Source organism: Kribbella sp. NBC_00889, assembly GCF_045207705.1.
Taxonomy (GTDB): Bacteria; Actinomycetota; Actinomycetes; order Propionibacteriales; family Kribbellaceae; genus Kribbella.
In genome coordinates, this window is record NZ_CP108783.1 from 6,759,565 (window position 1) to 6,775,686 (window position 16,122).

The following is a 16,122-nucleotide window of genomic DNA, read 5'->3' on the forward strand; positions in this document are numbered from 1 at the left end:
GGCCATGACTGAGTTCGAGCCCGACACCGACCTGGTGTCCCGCCTCCCGCTACCCAGCCATGTGGTCGTCCACGCGGACGACCAGTGGCGTCACGGCTGGTTGATCGGCCGTGAGCACGAGGAGACGGGATGGACCGGTCTGGTGCAGTACAAGGGCGACGACGGGACAGAGCGGACGGAACGCCTGCCGGCGGACCGGATCGCACTGCCGGAGTCGGACGGCCCAACCGAACGAGCGTCATAGCGCGCCGCGTAGTCCGCGGAAGCGCTGAATTTCCGAGGAGGGGATAACAGCGCGAAGGCCCCCGGGGTGGTTCACCGGGGGCCTTCGTGCGTAACGCTGCCGGGGCGCCTGGCGGCGAAGAAAACCCCGCCCCAGGCCCTTCGGGCGGTTGACCTGGGACGGGATCCTCAGTGGCGTTACACACGGTGTATCGCTGGTGACGTGCTGAGTGTTACAGGAATCCGGCGAAATTCTTCCAGACAGCTCACGGTCCGGCGCTGCGGCGCCGGAACCGCCGCGACCCCGGTGCACGTCCCTGAACACCGGGGTCTCGATTCGGCGGCCTCTCGAGCGACCGTCGCTCGTGACTTTCAGGTGCCCCGTCACCGGAGGCTCATTCGTGCCGACAGTGATCAGAAGTGCACAGCGAGCAGAACCCGCCCAGTCTCCGAGCTGCGGATGTCCAGCGCCTGGATCTCCTCGCGCCGCAGTTTCGTGGTCGCGGCCGGTTTGACCGTCGTCCCCGGAGACGCGGTCCAGCTCGCGATCAGCTGGGCCTTTCCGGAGGAGTCGGTGACGTACAACTCGTAGCCCCGCGCGCGTTCGCTGGGCGTGGCCAGTTCGTCGTACCGGCAGCTGATCTCGATCGTCGTACCCCAGCGTTCCGGCACCAGCCGCGCGTCGGCGGACAGCTTGCTGGCCACGGTCTGCGCGAGTACGACGTAGTCCCCCTGCGGCTCCTCGTGGGTGAGCGGGATCGCGATCACCGCGCCGATCACCGCGGCGACGACGGCGACTCCGGACATCACCGCGCCGAGCCGAATGCGCTGCTTGCGGCGATCGCGCTGGACAGTGCGCACCAGGTCGGGCAGCAGATTCGGCGGCGCCTCGGTGATGGTCGCGAGCGCGCGGTCGTCCGGCAGCGCGGCCATCGCGCTGGGGACGCCGGCGAGCGACGCCACCTCGGCCGCGCAGTCGTCACACGTGCTCAGATGTTCCTCGTACTCGCGCCGGTCCTTCGCCGACAACGATCCCAGCAGGTACGCCGCATCCCATTCGCGGTACGGATCACTCACTGGCTCGTCACCCCCCTCTCCTGCAACGCGAGCTTCAACGCCCGCAGTCCGTAGTGCAGCCGCGACTTCACGGTGCCCGACGGAATGTTCAGCTCCGCGGCGATGTCGGTGACGGTACGACGGCCGTAGTACGCGCGAACGATCACCTGCCGATGTTCCTCGGACAACTGTGCCAGCGACTCGGCCACCAACCAGGCGTCCAGTACGGCGTTCGCGTGGTCGGCGCTCGGGTTCTCCGGCAGGTCGTCGCTGGCCACCTCACGGCTGACCCGGGCACTGCGCCGGTCGTCGATGACGAGATTGCGCGCCACCGTGAACAGCCAGGCCCGGGCCCCCGCTTCGTCCTCGGTCAGGATCTGCGGCCGGCGCCACGCCCGCAGCAGGGTCTCCTGGACGACGTCCTCGGCCAGCCGGTCGTCGCCGGTCAGCCGGACCACGAACCGCCACAGCGCGGGAGCATGCACGTCGTGCAGCTCACGCAACAGCGCCGCGCGGTCATCGGCCATCGGCGCTCCTGCTCTGTCGTGCGGAGTGCTCATGATCCGGCTGCTCCGGTCACTCCGCCGCTGCTGCCAGCTTCTCGCGTACAGGTGTCGGTCGCCCCACCGACCACGGTCCATTGCCGAGGAATGCGATCAGCAGGAAGGCGAAACAGAACAGTGCCGCCTTCTCGCCACCATTCTGCACAGGCAGCAAAGCATCAACCTGGTGAACAGTGAAGTACGCGTACGCCATCGATCCGGAAGACGGCGACCACTTCTGACTGATAACGCTCGAGCACCTTCATCAGGCCTCACTCTCGAGGGTGTTGGGGCGGGGGTGGTGCTCTCTTCTCCACGATCGACGGCCGCGTTCGATTCAACGGATTGTGACGAGAAGATCACACCCCGAATCGGTTGCGACCCCGCCTCACACTTGGTAAGGAAAGCCTTACTTCGAGGTGTGGAGTGCACGGAGGGCGCGGAGGAAGCCCTGGCGGTCGGCGGCCGGGAGCTTGGCCAGCAGCCGGTCCTCGCGAACCCGGATGCCCTTGCGGACAGAGCGTCGTACCCGACGGCCCTTCGCGGTGATCGACAACAGCCGGACCCGGCGGTCGTCGGGGTCCGGCGTCCGCTCGATCAGGCCGGCATCCTGCAGTTCGTCGAGGGTGCCGATGATGCGGGACTTGTCGGCGCCGATCGCCTCCGCCAGGGCGGACTGCGTGCGCACCGGGGTCTCGTCCAGGGCGACGAGCACGGAGTAGCCCCACATCGAGACGTCGTGCTCGGCGAGCACCGGCATCTCCTCCGCGATGAGCGTCCGCACCAACGGATACAGCATCGCGGCGAGATCGGGGCGCTCGTCCGCAGCGGTCACGCTGCCGAAGATAGCACTGGCGCAATCATACGCTCGCGCATATGATGTGCGAATGCCTACTGTTGATTACGTATCCCTTGACGCCGCGGCGGTCCGGGCCAGCATCGACCTCGCCACGCGGATCACCGATGCCGACCTGTCCAAGCCGACGCCCTGCCGGGCCTGGACTCTGTACGGCCTGCTCGCCCACATGGCGACGCAGCACTACGGCTTCGCCGCCGCCTCCCGGGGCGAGAGCGGCGAAGCACTGTGGAAGCTTCGCGACCTGGGCGACGAGCCGGCCAAGGCCTACATCGCGTCGGCCGAGCACGTGCTGGCCGCGTTCGCCGAGGAGGGCGTGACCGAGCGGACGTTCCCGCTCACCGAGTTCGGCTCAGACTTCCCCGGCCACCAGGCGATCAGCTTCCACTTCATCGACTACGTCGTGCACTCCTGGGACGTCGCCGCAACCCTCGGCACCACCGTCACCTTCACCCCCGAGGTCCTGTCGGCCGCGCAGACCGTCGCCAACGTCGTACCCACCGGCGAAATCCGCCTGGCCCCCGGCACGCCCTTCTCCCCCGCGCTGCCGTGGAACGGCGACAGCCCGCTGGACCAGATCGTCGCCCACCTCGGCCGCAACCCCTCCTGGCCGCACTGATCTCACCGGTTCCAGCCTGCTGCGCTGGAGGACCCGCCGTGTCACGATCGGGCCATGGACCTGCTGTTGAACCGCGGAGAGATCCTCCCGATCAAAGGCCGGAACGTCACCGTCACCCCGGCCGACGTCGAGTGGCTACCCCGGATGCGTTCCTACCTCATCGGGGTAGCCACTACCGGCGGCACGGCAACCTACGGCTCCATGAAGACCGACCTCGGCATCCCGCACGCCATCAACGGGCTGGGGCGCCTCCTCGACCTGCTCTCCGAGGACTGCCACCGCCGCGACGAGCCATCTCTGGCCAGCCTGGTGGTCAGCAGCTCCACCGGCGAGGTCGGTCTCAGCTTCTCCGGCGACGCACCTTCGGAGCGGACGCTCGTCTACAAGCACTGGCGTGGACCCCGATTCTCCTGGGAGCCTATTGATAGTCGATAGGATTCGGGTGATACTCGATGAGTTCCTGTCGGGTGTCGGGAGGTCTTGATGAAGTACGTCGTTGCTGTCGTGACGGTCGCGCTCGGCGCTGCCGGTGTCATCTACGGAGCATCGGACGACTCGCCGGGACTGCAGTTGATCGGAGTCCTGCTGATCATGGGGGCGATCGCGGCGAGCATTCTCAGCGCCCGCCGCGATCACAACCAGACGACCTAAGCCTCCCCCGTCCCCGCTAGTCCTCGCAGCCGACGCCGTCGTCGTCGCTGTCGAGGCCGTAGATGTCGCTGCCGATCACGCGGACCGGGCCGGCGACGTACTCCGGTCCGTTGCCGCTGCCACCTGAACAGTCGACGTCACTGGCAATCGGGACGCAGCCGGTGTAGTTCGGGTCACAGCCGGACGACTCCGGCTGCTCGACCTTGGTGCCGACCGCGGTCACCTGCGAGCGCGGCTCCTTCGACACCTGATCCCGCAGCAGGTCCTTGTCCGTCTGGACGCCGTTCACGTAGGTGAGTTGATAGGTCAGCTTGCGGGTCCCGTTCACACCCGTGGTCCGGATGGTCGTCTCGCCCTTCGGCATCGACGAATCCGTCACCGTCTTCTTCTTGAACGGGATGCTGCGGAGCTCGACGACGGTCTTCTTGGTCGTCACCGTTGTCTTCGTGGTGGGCGGTGGCTTCGGCGCCGTGACCGTGGGAGTTGGTGTGGCCGTGGTCTCCAGTGTTGGTGTCGCCTCGGTGCTCACGACCACAGTTGGTTGGGCGACCTCCGTCGTACTCGGAGCCGGTCCGCAACCAGTGGCGAGTACGCCGATAGCCAGCACGCTGCCGGCTGCTAGCGCAGCACGATACAAATGCACGATTCCCCCCAACCCGCCGTCGGTTCCCCCCGCGGCGGGATTGTCAGCACCCGGACTTCCCGGGCGAAGACTGATCCATACCACTGCGATGGATCGCGCCGCGAGAGGCAGCGGCCGAACCGACTCGGTTTTGTGACGTGACCGTCCGGTAGCGGGTTCAGGCCTGGGTGCCGGTCAGGATGTGGGTGCCGATCGGGCTGATCGTGTGGCGGACCGCGTTGCCGGCCCGGCGGGTGGTGACGACGCCGGTGCGATGCAGGACTCGTGCGTGTTCGCTGGCCGATGCCAGTGAGATGCCGGCGCGTGCGGCAGGTCGCTGGTGGAGCACGCGCCTACCGAGATGCCTCGCAGTACGGCGGCCCGCGTACGACCGAGGAGGTCGGACAGGGCCCGTTCCGGATCGGCGGGTTGCCCGGTCGGCTCGGACCAGGCCGGGTCGTGCGTCACCGGGTAGACGAGGACCGGCGGCAGGTCCGGGTCGGCGGGCATGATCGGATGCCGCCAGCAGAAGAACGACGGGACCAGGCGCAGGCCGCGGCCGCGCAGGTACAGATCCCGGTTGATGTGGCGCATGTCGACGTGCAGCACCGGCGGACCCCACTGCATCGCGGGATGCAGCGTCTTCGCCAGCTTCTCGAAGCCGCCAGTCGTCACGGTGTCGCTGTGCAGCTTCACGTCGCGCGCGATCGTCGGCGACATCGACGGCAGCTGCGGCGCGACCTTGGTGCGGTGGAAGTGTTTCAGGCCTTCGCACACCTTCTTGAGTACGCCGGGATCCCCGGCCGCAAGACGTCGCGTCCAGCCCGGCACGCGAACCTCGCCCGACAACCGCCGCAGTTCCTGCTCCAACTGGTGTTGCGGCGTTGCCGCCACAGCGGCCAGCCCGGCGTCGAGACCGTTCACCGACGCGGCCGGTGTGAGAAAGTCCGGCGAGTACCCGATCGGTGGTGCGAGGACGAGCAGCTCACGCTCGAGCTCGGTGAGCTTCGCCCTGGCCCGCTGCCGCCACGCCCCGAAGACCGACGGTTCGTCCTCGGTCTGCAGCATGTGCATGCCGAGCAGCACTTCCCACATGGATCGGGCGTGCGGCCGATCGTCGTACGCGCCAGGTCGGCGCAACGGAAGTGGATCCGGAAACCCATCGTCTTCCTCCCCCGAGGAAGCGAGCACGCCAGTCGACACCCCCAGCGCGACCGCTCTGACTACTGTGCAATACACAGCGTAATCGGCTCGGGGGTCACCCTTCAGGTCGACGGCTCGGGGTCACCCTTTAGGCCGACGACGCGCCGACGCCCGTCATTGCCGCGAAGAGGACGCCGGCGAGCAGCCCGACGACTCCCAGCACGATCAACGGCCCGGCGGTGATCGGCGGCTCCGGCACCCGCTGCCGGAACACGGCGAACAACCGTTCCTCCGCGGGCCGTACCTCGCGCAGCAGCTCGGCGGACGGGTGCTCCTTGGCGCTGAAGTCGTCGAGCGTCTGCAATGCCGCCTGCGCCGCGATCACCGCGGCGCGAACCACAGCCACGATCACGACTCCGGACGCCACGGTCAACACACCGATCACCGCCGCCGTCGTCTGCGCCATACCGCCCTCGGTGTCGGACCACGCGGTCCGCAAGGCCACGAACGACCACCATCCGAAGAACCCCAGCACCCCAGAGGCCAGCCCGGTCCCCCAGACCACCCCGGTCAGCGGATTCTGCATCTTCACGGCCGTCGCGAACGCCCGTACGTCAGTGGCCAGGTCCCCCGCGTCCCGGACCAGCCCTTCGTGCACCGCCAACGCGTCCGCCCGTGCCTTCAGCTTCACCGAGATCACGATCCGGTCCGCCAGCCCGAGCGTGCTCGCCTCGCTGACGATCCCCTTCCAGGCGTTCACCACTTCCGCATGCAACCCGGCGATCGCCGCCCGCTCCACAACCCCCATCGAGTCCCCCTGACCCCAGCGCACGCCCCCACGCACGCCCTTCCCCCTAGGCCGAGAGTACGCCCACCACTCCCACCCGAACAGTCACCAGCCGTAACCACCTCGGCCCCCACCGAGCAACCACCTGGACAAACCTGACACACTGTTCCCCTCACCCCTCGTGAGAGGGCCTCTAGCTCAACTGGCAGAGCAGCGGACTTTTAATCCGCGGGTTGTGGGTTCGAGTCCCACGGGGCCTACCATCAGAAAGTGGCCTCTGACGCGAAGATTCACCACGGTGGGCTTCGCGTCGGAGGCGTTTAGGACGCAGTGTCGAGGGTGACGTGGTAGCCCATGGCTTGGAGTTGTCGGATGGCTCGGGTGCGGGTGCGTTCGGGGTTGAGTCGGGTGTAGTAGTCGGCGCCGGGGTCGTTGTAGAGGGTGCCGGTGGTGGCCATGTGCCAGATCGCGATGAGCATGGAGTGCTGGATCGCGACGTTGGCTTTCTTGGGTCCGCGGCGGCTGGCGATGCGGCGGTAGCGGGCGCCGTAGTAGGTGCGCGGGTTCTGGGCGCAGGCCATGGCCGCGGCACCGAGGGCGCCTTGCAGGTAGGGGTTGCCGGGTCTGGTCTTGCTGGACTTCACCTTCCCGGCGGATTCGTTGTTCCCCGGTGTGGTGCCGGCCCAGGCGGCCAGGTGTTTGGCGGTGGGGAAGCGGCTCATGTCGGCGCCGGTCTCGGCGACGATCACGTCGGCGGTCAGGGTGGCGATCCCGGGGATGGTGCAGATCAGTGCCCGGAAGGCCTGAAAGGGCTCGATCACCTGCTCGATCCGGGCGGTGAGCTGGTTGATCGCGGCGGTGTGGCGGTCGATGAGGTCCAGGTGCACCCGGGCCAGGAACGCGTGATGCTCGCCGAACCGCCCGTTGAGCGCCTCGGTCAGCTCGGGGATCTTCGCCCGCAGCCGCCGCTTGGCCAGGTCAGCCAGGGCGGCCGGGTCGCGATCGCCGGCGATCAGGGCCTCCAGCATCGCCCGCCCCGACACCCCGAGGATGTCGGAAGCGACCGCGGACAGCTTGATGCCGGCGTCCTCGAGCAGCTTCTCCAGCCGCTGCGCCTCCCGGGCGCGTTCACGGGTGATCGCCGTCCGTGCCCTGGTCAGATCCCGCAACTGCCGGATCTCGGCCGGCGGCACGAACGAGCCCCGCACCAGCCCATGCGCACCCAACTGCGCCAGCCAGGTCGCGTCCGCGACGTCGGTCTTGCGGCCCGGGACCGTCTTCACGTGGCGGGCGTTGACCAGCAGCACCTCCACCCCGGGCAGGTCCTCGAGCAGGTAATAGAACGGCTTCCAGTAGTCGCTGGTCGCCTCCATCACCACGCACGTGACCCGCTGCGCGGCCAGATGCTCGCGCAGCGCCAGGATCTGGCCGGTCATCGAGGCCCACGTCGTGACCGTCTCCACCGTCTTGCGCCGACCCGCGCCGGCGATCCGGACGCACACCTTCGCATCCTTCTTCGAGATGTCCAGCCCGGCACACCGCGCATGCACCACTTCCATCGCCACCAACCCCTTCCCACGACTCCACCTGAAGCGTCCGTCGCGGGGAGGGCAGGGAAGACTTCAAAGTCTGACGCTCGGGCTCGATGGCACCAATCCACGGTTCCCGTGGAAGCCCTCCACCACCATGCTGACCTACAGGCTCACCGGCACCACAGAGGAATACGGGGTCGACCACGACGAACCCCACCAGTCTCAACCCCACCAACAACCCCCAGCAACACAGCGGCGCCGAATCTTCGCGCACCATGGTGCGCCTCGAAGACGGCGCCGCGTTGCTGACCTGCAGAAACAAGTCAGAGGCCACTCCTCTGAGGAGGTCAGCTAGCCTCTCGAACCCGCGTCGTGACACGGTTCGTGACGCAGGTTGGGTCTAGTCTTGCCCGCATGGCCAAGGCGAATGGTCGCAAGAAGCGCGATCGCGGCGGCATCGATGCACTGCCGAGCGGCGCCATCAGAGTGCGCGTGTATGCGGCATCGACCCGGTCTCGAAGCGGCGTCACGACCTGACCGAGGTCATCCCGGCCGGCCCGGACGCCGAGAAGCTGGCCGAGGAAACCCGCGTCCGGCTGCTCAACCAGGTGTACGAGCGCCGTAACCCGCGCACCAAGGCCACGGTCAACCAGCTGCTCGACAAGTACCTGTCCGAAGCCGATCTCGAGTTCAACACCCTCGACGTCTACAAGGGCTACGCCGACAAGCACATCCGCCCACTCCTCGGCGACCTGAAGGTCGGCTCCCTCGACGCGGGCATCATGGACTCGTTGTACGCCGAGCTCCGCCGGTGCCGCGACCACTGCAGGAACACCAAGGGGCAGATCGACCACAGAACCACTCGCAAGCACGAGTGCGACGAGCGCTGCCGCCCGCACACGTGCAAGCCGCTTGCGGCCTCGACGATCCGCCAGATCCACTTCATCCTGTACGGCGCTCTGCGTCGCGCGGTCCGCTGGAAGTGGGTCACGACCAACCCGATCGCAGACGCCGAACCACCCGCGGCCCCGAAGGGCAACCCGCGGCCGCCGACTCCCGAACAAGCCGCCCGCATCATCAACGAGGCCTACAAAGACCCCGACTGGGGAGACCTCATCTGGCTGATGATGATCACCGGCCAACGCCGCGGCGAACTCTGCGCGATCCGCTGGCACCACATCGACTTGGACAACGCCGTACTCCACCTGGAGAAGGCGATCGGCCAACGCAGCGGGAAGAAGTGGGAGAAAGGCACCAAAGCCCACCAGGACCGCCGCATCACCCTCGACCCCGACACCATCGAGCTCCTACGCGAACACAAGGCACGCGCCTACGCCCGAACCGAGGCACTCCAGCTCGAGCTCGCCGACGACTCCTTCGTCTTCTCGCTGGCTCCAGACGGATCCACGCACCTGATCCCGGACTCCGTCACCCAGCGATACAGCAAGCTCGCCAACCGCCTCGGAATCAAGACGACCCTCCACAAGCTCCGCCACTACTCAGCCACCGAGCTCATCGCCGGCGGCGTCGATATCCGAACCGTCGCAGGCCGCCTGGGCCATGGCGGCGGCGGAACCACTACTCTCCGCGCCTACACCGCCTGGGTTTCCGAATCCGACCAACGCGCTTCCGGCGCCCTTGCCTCGCGCATGCCTATCCGACCCGGGATCTCCGGAGCATCACCCGTCGCCGTCAAAGAGCTGAACCCTACGAGCCCGTACGAAAAGATCGCCGTAGACCTGCGAGCTCAGATCCTCCAAGGTGCACTCCGCCCGGGCCTCCCCATCCCGTCCGTCAAGGAGCTCGCGGCAATCCACGGCACCTCGGTCTCAACAGCACAACGAGCAGTCAAGCTCCTCGACGAGTGGGGCCTTGTGGAGCTCAACTCCGGCCGCCGCACCCTCGTGAAGCACGTCGCTCCAGCCGCAGCCCCACCCACCGTTGAACCAACCATCAGTCACACTGACGAGGGACGCATGTCCGACGGACAGCTTCGGCCACTCGACCTCGAAGTCCGTCTCCTCGGCGACACAATCGCCAAGTTCCGCGCCGAGGCCGATCCCGAAGACACCTTAGATCTCCGCCAGCTCCTTGTCGGCGCGATCCGGCGTAGCGGCGGCAACCTAACCGACATCGGCGACTACGAACTCGTCGTCAGGTTGGCGGGCTCCACGGATGCGGTGACAACCTTTGTGGCGACTCGATAGCCGACATGAGGCCATGGACGCTGAAGCGCGAAGTCAGCTTCCCGTCCTCCCTGCGGGCCGGTAGGCAAACGTGTTGCGGGATCACGGCGTCTCCGAGCGGTTAGGGCCTGTCGGATCGATCCGACGACCTTCTCATTACGAGGAGGAAGGTCACCGTCACATCTGCCGTCTTCAGGCGTGATTCGTTGCAAGGAACCTATCTCTGGTGCCCGTATTTCTCATCCGTACCGGGCAGTTCGCTCCACGAATGACTCCACGCTGCCGCAGCGGTTACTGTAGCTGCCGGTATCATCCCCAGCCGGCCGGCCACCGTGTTCATCGCCTTCCCACTCATTGGCGTAGTCGCCCCGTTGCTCGGTATCAACTGGACCGCCTTGGCCCTGGCCCGCTCGTATTACTTCCCTGGCATGAGTGCCACCGTCCCAACGAAGACGATCGCATCAGACCGGTTGGTTCAGCTGCTGACTGGTCTTCCTGGAGGGAGCATTCGTCCGAGGTAGTCCAAGGCGTGGACTTGGTCCGGGTCGGTGACACGCATGCCGACGTAACCGTCAGGCCGCACGATCAGGAGAGTGTCGCCGTCGATGCCGTAGTCGCGGTGGGCGTGGCCCTCGTGGTCGATCATCGAGGTCGCATCCAGGCCGGCGTGGGGGGAATCGGGCGGTAGGACAGCGAACGACCGCAGTTCCCGGGGAAAGCGTTCGGCGAGAACCTGGGCGGTCTTGCGGCTCTGCGGCCCGAAGGCGAGCGCGGTCAGGTGCTGACCGCGGAAGAGGTCGAAGAACCGGGCGGCGTTGCCGTCGGCTGACTGGACCAGCGAGTCCGGTGCCCGGTCCCCCGGGTTCACGACGGCACCAGATCGCGCGAGGCCGTCGTTGAGTGCGCTGGCGGGGTAGTTCAGATGCAGTTGCAAGGTGTCGGTGCTTCGCCCCTCACCCGGCACGCCCCCTTGGAGACGTTCGGAGATGAGCTTCGAGGAGAGACTCAGAATGTCGGCGGCGATGGGGAGCCGTTCCTCCTCGTAGGTATCGAGGAGTGCTTCCGGGGCTCCGCCCAGCACGTGAGCGATCTTCCAGCCGAGGTTGTATGCGTCCTGGATACCGGTGTTCATTCCCAGCCCACCTGCCGGCGAGTGGACATGGGCCGAATCACCGGCGAGGAAGACCCGGCCCACCCTGTACCGGTCGACCATCCGCACGTTGAAACGCCAAACGGACTGGGACACCACGCGCCGGACGTGGATATCGTTTCGCCCGCTCCGCTGGTCGATCAGGCTCTGAATCTCCTCCCGCGAGAACTCCTCCGCGGCATCGGCGGACACACCGATCTGGATCTGGAAGGTGTCCGTCGACGCCAGCGGGCACAGCGCCAGGAGCTTCCCGTCGGGGCTGGGCCACCAGTGCCAGAAGTCGCGGTCCAAGCCGCTCAGTTCGACATCGCCGGTCAGCATTCTGACTGTCTCGTCCGTCTGCCCCAGAAAGCCGACGCCGACAAGCTTTCGCACATCACTGAACGCCCCGTCGCTGCCCACGACATAGGGGACGGAGACGTTCTCACGCTCGCCCCCCTTCTGGATGGTGGCATGGGCGTATTCGCCGTCCTGCTCGAGTCCCACAAGCCGCGACCCGTACTCCACGGTCACGCCCAGTTCCCCGAGCCGCTCGCGCAGCACCTCCTCCACGCGCCACTGCGGGATCAGCATGGTGCGGGTGTAGGGGGTGGAGCAGCTCGGTTCCTGGGCATCAGGGTTCACCTCGCTCGTTCCCAGGACAGTCGTGCCCTCGTACTTGCGTATCGGCGTCCGGGAGCGTCCAGACGCCATGATCCGTCCGACCACACCGAGGTCATCAAGCACTTCGAGGCTGCGGGGCTGTAGCCCTTTGGCGCGAGAACCTGAAGACGATCCGTCGGCGGCGTCGATGACACGCACCCCGATGCCCCTGCGCGCCAGATCGCAGGCGGCGACCAACCCCACCGGTCCGGCTCCCACTACCAGTACCTGGACCTTCGTCGAACCGGTGACTTCGCGCTCGTAGGTGTATCGCATCTGTGACCCTTCACTCTCCGGTTGGTGCAACGCTGGCAGCATAGGATAACGTTCGTTATATAGAGGTCGTTATCCTACGACATCGAGTCTGCCCCCGACACGGCGGCACAAGTTGGAGAGTGAAGAGATGACAGTGAGCTACAAGGACGCGTCGACCGTCACGGTCGATGTCAACGGAGTCCCCTTCGCCTATCGGGAGGTGGGCACCGAAGGCGGCGTACCGGTCCTATTCCTGCACCACCTGACGGCTGTGCTGGACGATTGGGACCCTGCGGTGATCGATGGCGTCGCCTCCGAGCGGCAGGTGATCGCGTTCGACAACCGCGGCGTCGGCCGATCCGGAGGTACGACGCCCGACAACGTCGAGGCCATGGCCGACGACGCTGTTGCGTTCCTCGAGGCCCTCGGACTGGGCACAGTCGATCTGGTGGGCTTCTCCCTGGGTGGCATGGTCGCCCAGCTCGTTGCCCAGAAGCGTCCGGACCTCGTCCGGCGCCTCGTTCTGGCCGGAACGAGCCCCGCCGGCGGCAAGGGTGGGGCGAACGCCGGCCCCCTGCTCCAGAGCGCCATTCAGCAGGCGACGAACCAGGGCAAGCACCCCAAGCACATCCTGTTCTTCTCGCCTACGCCGACCAGTCAGGCAGCCGCCGACGCCTTCCTGGCCCGCCTCGACGAACGCATCACGCAGGACCGGGACACGCCAATGACGAACGAGTCGATCGGCGCCCAGATCGCCGCGCTCGCCAAATGGGAGCAGGGCACCTCACCCGCCGAACTGGCGACCGTCACGCAGCCCGCCCTGGTCGTGAACGGCGACGAGGACATCATGCTGCCGACAATCAACTCCTTCGAGCTGGCACAGCTACTCCCCAACGCCCAACTGAGCATCTACCCCGACGCCGGACACGGCGGCATCTTCCAACACCACGACCTCTTCGTGCAGCAGACCTTGGAATTCCTGCGCCACTGAACACCCGGAAGTCATCCACGACCCAGCTCCGGCCTGGCGGCTGAATCGCGAGCTGTCCGGCAGGAGCTGGGTCGGCGGTGACTTCCCATTCCGAACGCGCCCCGGTGTGCTGCAACCCGGCGACGCATCAACGGTTGATTGGATCCAAGATGACTTTTAGCGTGCCGGAAGGCAGCGCTGACCTGGAGTACGCAAAGAAGGGCGGACTCTACGTCCCGAACAAGGACGGGGCGACGGCCCGGTTCAACGGTGACCTCTACGCGGTCGTGCTCTCCGGTGAGCAGACCGGCGGGCAGATCGGTCTGGTCGAGGCGATGGTGCCGCCGGCCGGCGGGCCGCCGCCGCACATCCACGAGCGGACCGACGAGACGTTCTACGTGGTCAACGGCGAGTTGGAGTTCCTGAGCGGCGACGAGACCTTCACCGCGTCGAGCGGTGATGTGGTGTTCCTGCCGCGCGGCAACGTCCACCGCTTCCACAACCCGGGCATCCGCCCCGCCACGCTCGTGTTCATCTACACACCCGGTGGCGCGGAGGCAATGTTCGTGGAGGGCGACGACGAGCCGCAGCCCGGCGTCCAGGTGCAGCCCTGGGGACCCGAGCGAATTGACGAGCGCATGCTCGGGTTGCTCTCGACGCACGACACCGTTCTGCCGCCTTCACCTGGACGCGCGTGATCGACGCACTTGGTGTAGCGCTCGTTATATAGCGAGCGCTACGCTAAAGTCCGGGCGCCCGGAGACATGAAGGAGGCCGGGATGAGGTACACGAAGGAGCACAGAGCGCAGGCCAAGGCCGCGATCGTGCAGGAGGCCGGCCGTACGCTCAAGGAGAACGGCTTCCACGGCGTCGGGGTCGACGGCTTGGCCGCGTCGGCCCAGGTCACCTCGGGGGCCGTCTACTCCAACTTCGCCAACAAGGAAGCCGTCCTCGAAGAGGTCGTGGCCACGCAACTGGGCATCGAGTTCGCCGGCCTCGCCGACAAGGAGCCGGCCGAGCGGCGACGCCTGCTCGGCGATGTTCTCCGCGTCTACCTCAGCGACCTGCACCGCGTGGACCCCGGACACGGCTGCGTGATGCCGTCACTGAGCGCGGACGTGGCACGGGCGGGCGACTCCGTCCGCGAGGTATACAGCCGCCGGATGGTCGATGTGATCGCCACCCTGGCCCCCGCCATGCCCGGCACCGAGGAGGAACAGGCGCAGCAGGCCTGGGCCCTCGTCGCCTCGATCGTGGGCGCCATCACGATCGCGCGAGCCCTCCCCTCAGGCGACCAGGCTCAGGCGATACTCGACGCCGTCCTCAGAACAGCCCTGCAGTCGATCCCGGACGGACCCTGACGGGTTCGAACTTGAGCGGTTCCCTGCTGGCCAGGCGGCTGGCCGACCAACTCGTGGGGTTCGCGCGCTCGGGCGCGCGGTCACGCCTAGTTCGTCGAGGCAACATTTCCCGCGCTGTTGCCGGTGCCGTCGGCCGCGGAGTGTTTCTTCTTGCGGGTGCGGGAGGCGCGCAGGTTCGCGATGTTGCCGCAGCTGCGGACGTTGTGCCAGACGCCGCTGCCGTTGCGGGAGGCATCGTAGAAGGCGGAGACGCACCCGGGCTCGCGGCACAGTTTGAGCCGGAACCAGGTGCCGGTGCGCTGGGCCAGCAGGATCTCCGACCAGACGGCCGACGCGAGCCAGCCGGCACCTGCGCCGACCGGGACCATGGCCACCCGGTTCTGTTCGTCGGTGACCAGGTAGACCTGGGCGCGGTGGGTGACGGCGGACGGTACGGCGACCGGGTCGGTCGGCCGCTCGTCCGGCGGGATCGCGAGCATGTCCTGCACGCTCGCCCGCAGCTCGCGCAGCGCCTGCAGGTCTGTCTCGGACAGGGCCGGGTCGGGTGGTTTCAGCCCGCGCTCGCCGGCCCACTGGCGGCTGGCCACCTCCAGCCACTGCTGTGTCGTCGCGTGATCGGCGAGCAGGTCCGCTCCGTCACGTTCGACGGCGTGCGTGTTGACCAGTTCCTGCACCAGCGCGAGCCCAGCCGGTGCGGAGCGGGCCTCGAATCTCGCGGTCGCCATCCATGACATAACCAAAGTCTACTTGACTTCAGTCATCGACGCGATCAGCTGCGACAGAGGTAAACCGGCTTACATATCAGTCACGCATCACGAACGGAGTACGACGACATGACGACCGGCAGCGGAGCGACCGTCCGCCCGCACTCTCCGGCCCCGGCGAGCCGCTCGATGTCTCGCGCTGAGACCTGCATGCACAGCACAAGTGCGCGAGAACGCCTCCTCGCCGCAGCTGACGAGCTCTTCTACCGCGAGGGCGTGCAGACTGTCGGCGTCGACCGCATCTCCAAGCGAGCCGGGGCGTCCAAGAAGTCGCTCTACACCGTCTTCGGCAGCAAGGAAGCGCTCGTCGTCGCCTACCTCGACGTACGACGGACCTCCATCGAACAGGCCATCACCCAGGGGCTGGCCCGCTTCAACACCCCCCGCGAGCGACTGCTCGGGGTCTTCGAGATCCAGGGCGAATTCTTCGCCGCACCGGATTACAACGGCTGTCCCTTCCTGGCCGCCAGCGCGGAGGCGGCCCACGGAAGTCTCGTCGAGCGTGCCCACGCCGACTACCGCGCGTGGGTTCGCGCTCTGCTCACCGGACTGGCCGCTGAGGCCGACGTACCGGATCCCGAGGCAGCGGGCCGCGAACTGCACCTGCTGTACGACGCAGCCGCCGTGGCGGCGCGCGCCGACCACGACCCTTCACCGGCGACGGTGGCGCGCACCGCGGCCGCGGCCCTATTGGACCGCAGACAGACACCATAGGAGCTCGCCCGCCACGTCCAGCAACGCGATGTAGTCCGCGTACGCCAGAG

At 67.2% G+C, this 16,122-nt stretch carries 20 protein-coding genes and 1 tRNA gene; 11 read left to right on the plus strand and 10 right to left on the minus strand.

The features are described from left to right. Window positions 1-4 precede the first annotated feature (4 nt). A complete protein-coding gene (locus tag OG817_RS33045; RefSeq protein ID WP_131518293.1) occupies window positions 5-244 on the plus strand; it encodes a hypothetical protein in 240 nt (79 codons plus the stop codon). 392 nt (window positions 245-636) lie between these two features. On the opposite strand, the gene OG817_RS33050 is transcribed toward OG817_RS33045, so the two are convergent. From OG817_RS33050 to OG817_RS33065, 4 genes are all read right to left on the minus strand, one after another. Then, a complete protein-coding gene (locus OG817_RS33050) occupies window positions 637-1,299 on the minus strand; it encodes an anti-sigma factor family protein (RefSeq protein WP_406048624.1) in 663 nt (220 codons plus the stop codon). Beyond that, window positions 1,296-1,805: a sigma-70 family RNA polymerase sigma factor gene (locus OG817_RS33055; protein WP_131353244.1), complete on the minus strand. Its 510-nt coding sequence runs from the start codon at window positions 1,803-1,805 to the stop codon at window positions 1,296-1,298. The genes OG817_RS33050 and OG817_RS33055 overlap by 4 nt, the downstream gene beginning before the upstream one ends. Window positions 1,806-1,854: 49 nt before the next feature. Next, window positions 1,855-2,034, minus strand: coding sequence for a DoxX family protein (locus tag OG817_RS33060; RefSeq protein ID WP_406048626.1), 180 nt, complete (start codon window positions 2,032-2,034; stop codon window positions 1,855-1,857). Window positions 2,035-2,229: 195 nt separating this feature from the next. Beyond that, on the minus strand, window positions 2,230-2,655 hold the full coding sequence (locus OG817_RS33065; protein ID WP_396391366.1) for a MarR family winged helix-turn-helix transcriptional regulator: 426 nt from the start codon (window positions 2,653-2,655) through the stop codon (window positions 2,230-2,232). A gap of 52 nt (window positions 2,656-2,707) precedes the next feature. Here OG817_RS33065 and OG817_RS33070 point away from each other — a divergent pair, with 52 nt between their 5' ends. From OG817_RS33070 to OG817_RS33080, 3 genes are read left to right on the plus strand one after another with little or no spacing between them, the layout of a single operon-like run. Next, complete coding sequence (locus OG817_RS33070; protein ID WP_406048627.1) at window positions 2,708-3,295, plus strand: TIGR03086 family metal-binding protein; 588 nt, start codon at window positions 2,708-2,710, stop codon at window positions 3,293-3,295. 54 nt (window positions 3,296-3,349) lie between these two features. After that, window positions 3,350-3,730 carry a hypothetical protein gene (locus OG817_RS33075; RefSeq protein ID WP_396391364.1) on the plus strand — a complete coding sequence of 127 codons (381 nt, stop codon included), beginning with the start codon at window positions 3,350-3,352 and terminating at the stop codon, window positions 3,728-3,730. A gap of 48 nt (window positions 3,731-3,778) precedes the next feature. Beyond that, entirely contained in the window at window positions 3,779-3,946 is a 168-nt protein-coding gene (locus tag OG817_RS33080; protein WP_360443096.1) for a hypothetical protein, read from the plus strand. A gap of 16 nt (window positions 3,947-3,962) precedes the next feature. Here OG817_RS33080 and OG817_RS33085 read toward each other — a convergent pair whose 3' ends face one another. The 3 genes from OG817_RS33085 to OG817_RS33095 form a co-directional block, all read right to left on the minus strand. After that, a complete protein-coding gene (locus tag OG817_RS33085; protein WP_406048628.1) occupies window positions 3,963-4,589 on the minus strand; it encodes a G5 domain-containing protein in 627 nt (208 codons plus the stop codon). Window positions 4,590-4,763: 174 nt separating this feature from the next. Further along, on the minus strand, window positions 4,764-5,663 hold the full coding sequence (locus OG817_RS33090) for a transcriptional regulator (RefSeq protein WP_406048629.1): 900 nt from the start codon (window positions 5,661-5,663) through the stop codon (window positions 4,764-4,766). A gap of 196 nt (window positions 5,664-5,859) precedes the next feature. Further along, the gene (locus tag OG817_RS33095; protein ID WP_406048630.1) at window positions 5,860-6,519 is read right to left on the minus strand and encodes a hypothetical protein; all 660 of its coding nucleotides are present in this window, start codon (window positions 6,517-6,519) and stop codon (window positions 5,860-5,862) included. 166 nt (window positions 6,520-6,685) lie between these two features. Here OG817_RS33095 and OG817_RS33100 point away from each other — a divergent pair. Next, window positions 6,686-6,761 (plus strand) — tRNA-Lys (locus OG817_RS33100). 57 nt (window positions 6,762-6,818) lie between these two features. Here OG817_RS33100 and OG817_RS33105 read toward each other — a convergent pair. Then, window positions 6,819-8,057: an IS110 family transposase gene (locus tag OG817_RS33105; RefSeq protein ID WP_406048631.1), complete on the minus strand. Its 1,239-nt coding sequence runs from the start codon at window positions 8,055-8,057 to the stop codon at window positions 6,819-6,821. A 387-nt stretch (window positions 8,058-8,444) separates the two neighbouring features. Here OG817_RS33105 and OG817_RS33110 point away from each other — a divergent pair, with 387 nt between their 5' ends. Together OG817_RS33110 and OG817_RS33115 are read left to right on the plus strand one after the other, a co-directional pair. Then, window positions 8,445-8,567, plus strand: a complete 123-nt coding sequence (locus OG817_RS33110; RefSeq protein ID WP_406048632.1) for a hypothetical protein — start codon at window positions 8,445-8,447, stop codon at window positions 8,565-8,567. Window positions 8,568-8,638: 71 nt separating this feature from the next. After that, window positions 8,639-10,237, plus strand: coding sequence for a tyrosine-type recombinase/integrase (locus tag OG817_RS33115; protein ID WP_406048634.1), 1,599 nt, complete (start codon window positions 8,639-8,641; stop codon window positions 10,235-10,237). 454 nt (window positions 10,238-10,691) lie between these two features. On the opposite strand, the gene OG817_RS33120 is transcribed toward OG817_RS33115, so the two are convergent. Next, complete coding sequence (locus tag OG817_RS33120) at window positions 10,692-12,284, minus strand: FAD-dependent monooxygenase (RefSeq protein WP_406048636.1); 1,593 nt, start codon at window positions 12,282-12,284, stop codon at window positions 10,692-10,694. Window positions 12,285-12,411: 127 nt separating this feature from the next. Between OG817_RS33120 and OG817_RS33125 the strand changes: the two genes are divergently transcribed. From OG817_RS33125 to OG817_RS33135, 3 genes are all read left to right on the plus strand, one after another. After that, on the plus strand, window positions 12,412-13,254 hold the full coding sequence (locus OG817_RS33125) for an alpha/beta fold hydrolase (RefSeq protein ID WP_406048638.1): 843 nt from the start codon (window positions 12,412-12,414) through the stop codon (window positions 13,252-13,254). 149 nt (window positions 13,255-13,403) lie between these two features. Next, window positions 13,404-13,931, plus strand: a complete 528-nt coding sequence (locus tag OG817_RS33130) for a cupin domain-containing protein (RefSeq protein WP_406048640.1) — start codon at window positions 13,404-13,406, stop codon at window positions 13,929-13,931. Between the two features lie 81 nt (window positions 13,932-14,012). Continuing rightward, window positions 14,013-14,594: a TetR/AcrR family transcriptional regulator gene (locus OG817_RS33135; RefSeq protein WP_406048641.1), complete on the plus strand. Its 582-nt coding sequence runs from the start codon at window positions 14,013-14,015 to the stop codon at window positions 14,592-14,594. Window positions 14,595-14,680: 86 nt separating this feature from the next. On the opposite strand, the gene OG817_RS33140 is transcribed toward OG817_RS33135, so the two are convergent. Continuing rightward, entirely contained in the window at window positions 14,681-15,328 is a 648-nt protein-coding gene (locus tag OG817_RS33140) for a CGNR zinc finger domain-containing protein (RefSeq protein ID WP_406048643.1), read from the minus strand. Between the two features lie 180 nt (window positions 15,329-15,508). Here OG817_RS33140 and OG817_RS33145 point away from each other — a divergent pair, with 180 nt between their 5' ends. Beyond that, a complete protein-coding gene (locus OG817_RS33145; protein ID WP_406048644.1) occupies window positions 15,509-16,072 on the plus strand; it encodes a TetR/AcrR family transcriptional regulator in 564 nt (187 codons plus the stop codon). Window positions 16,073-16,122: the final 50 nt, after the last annotated feature.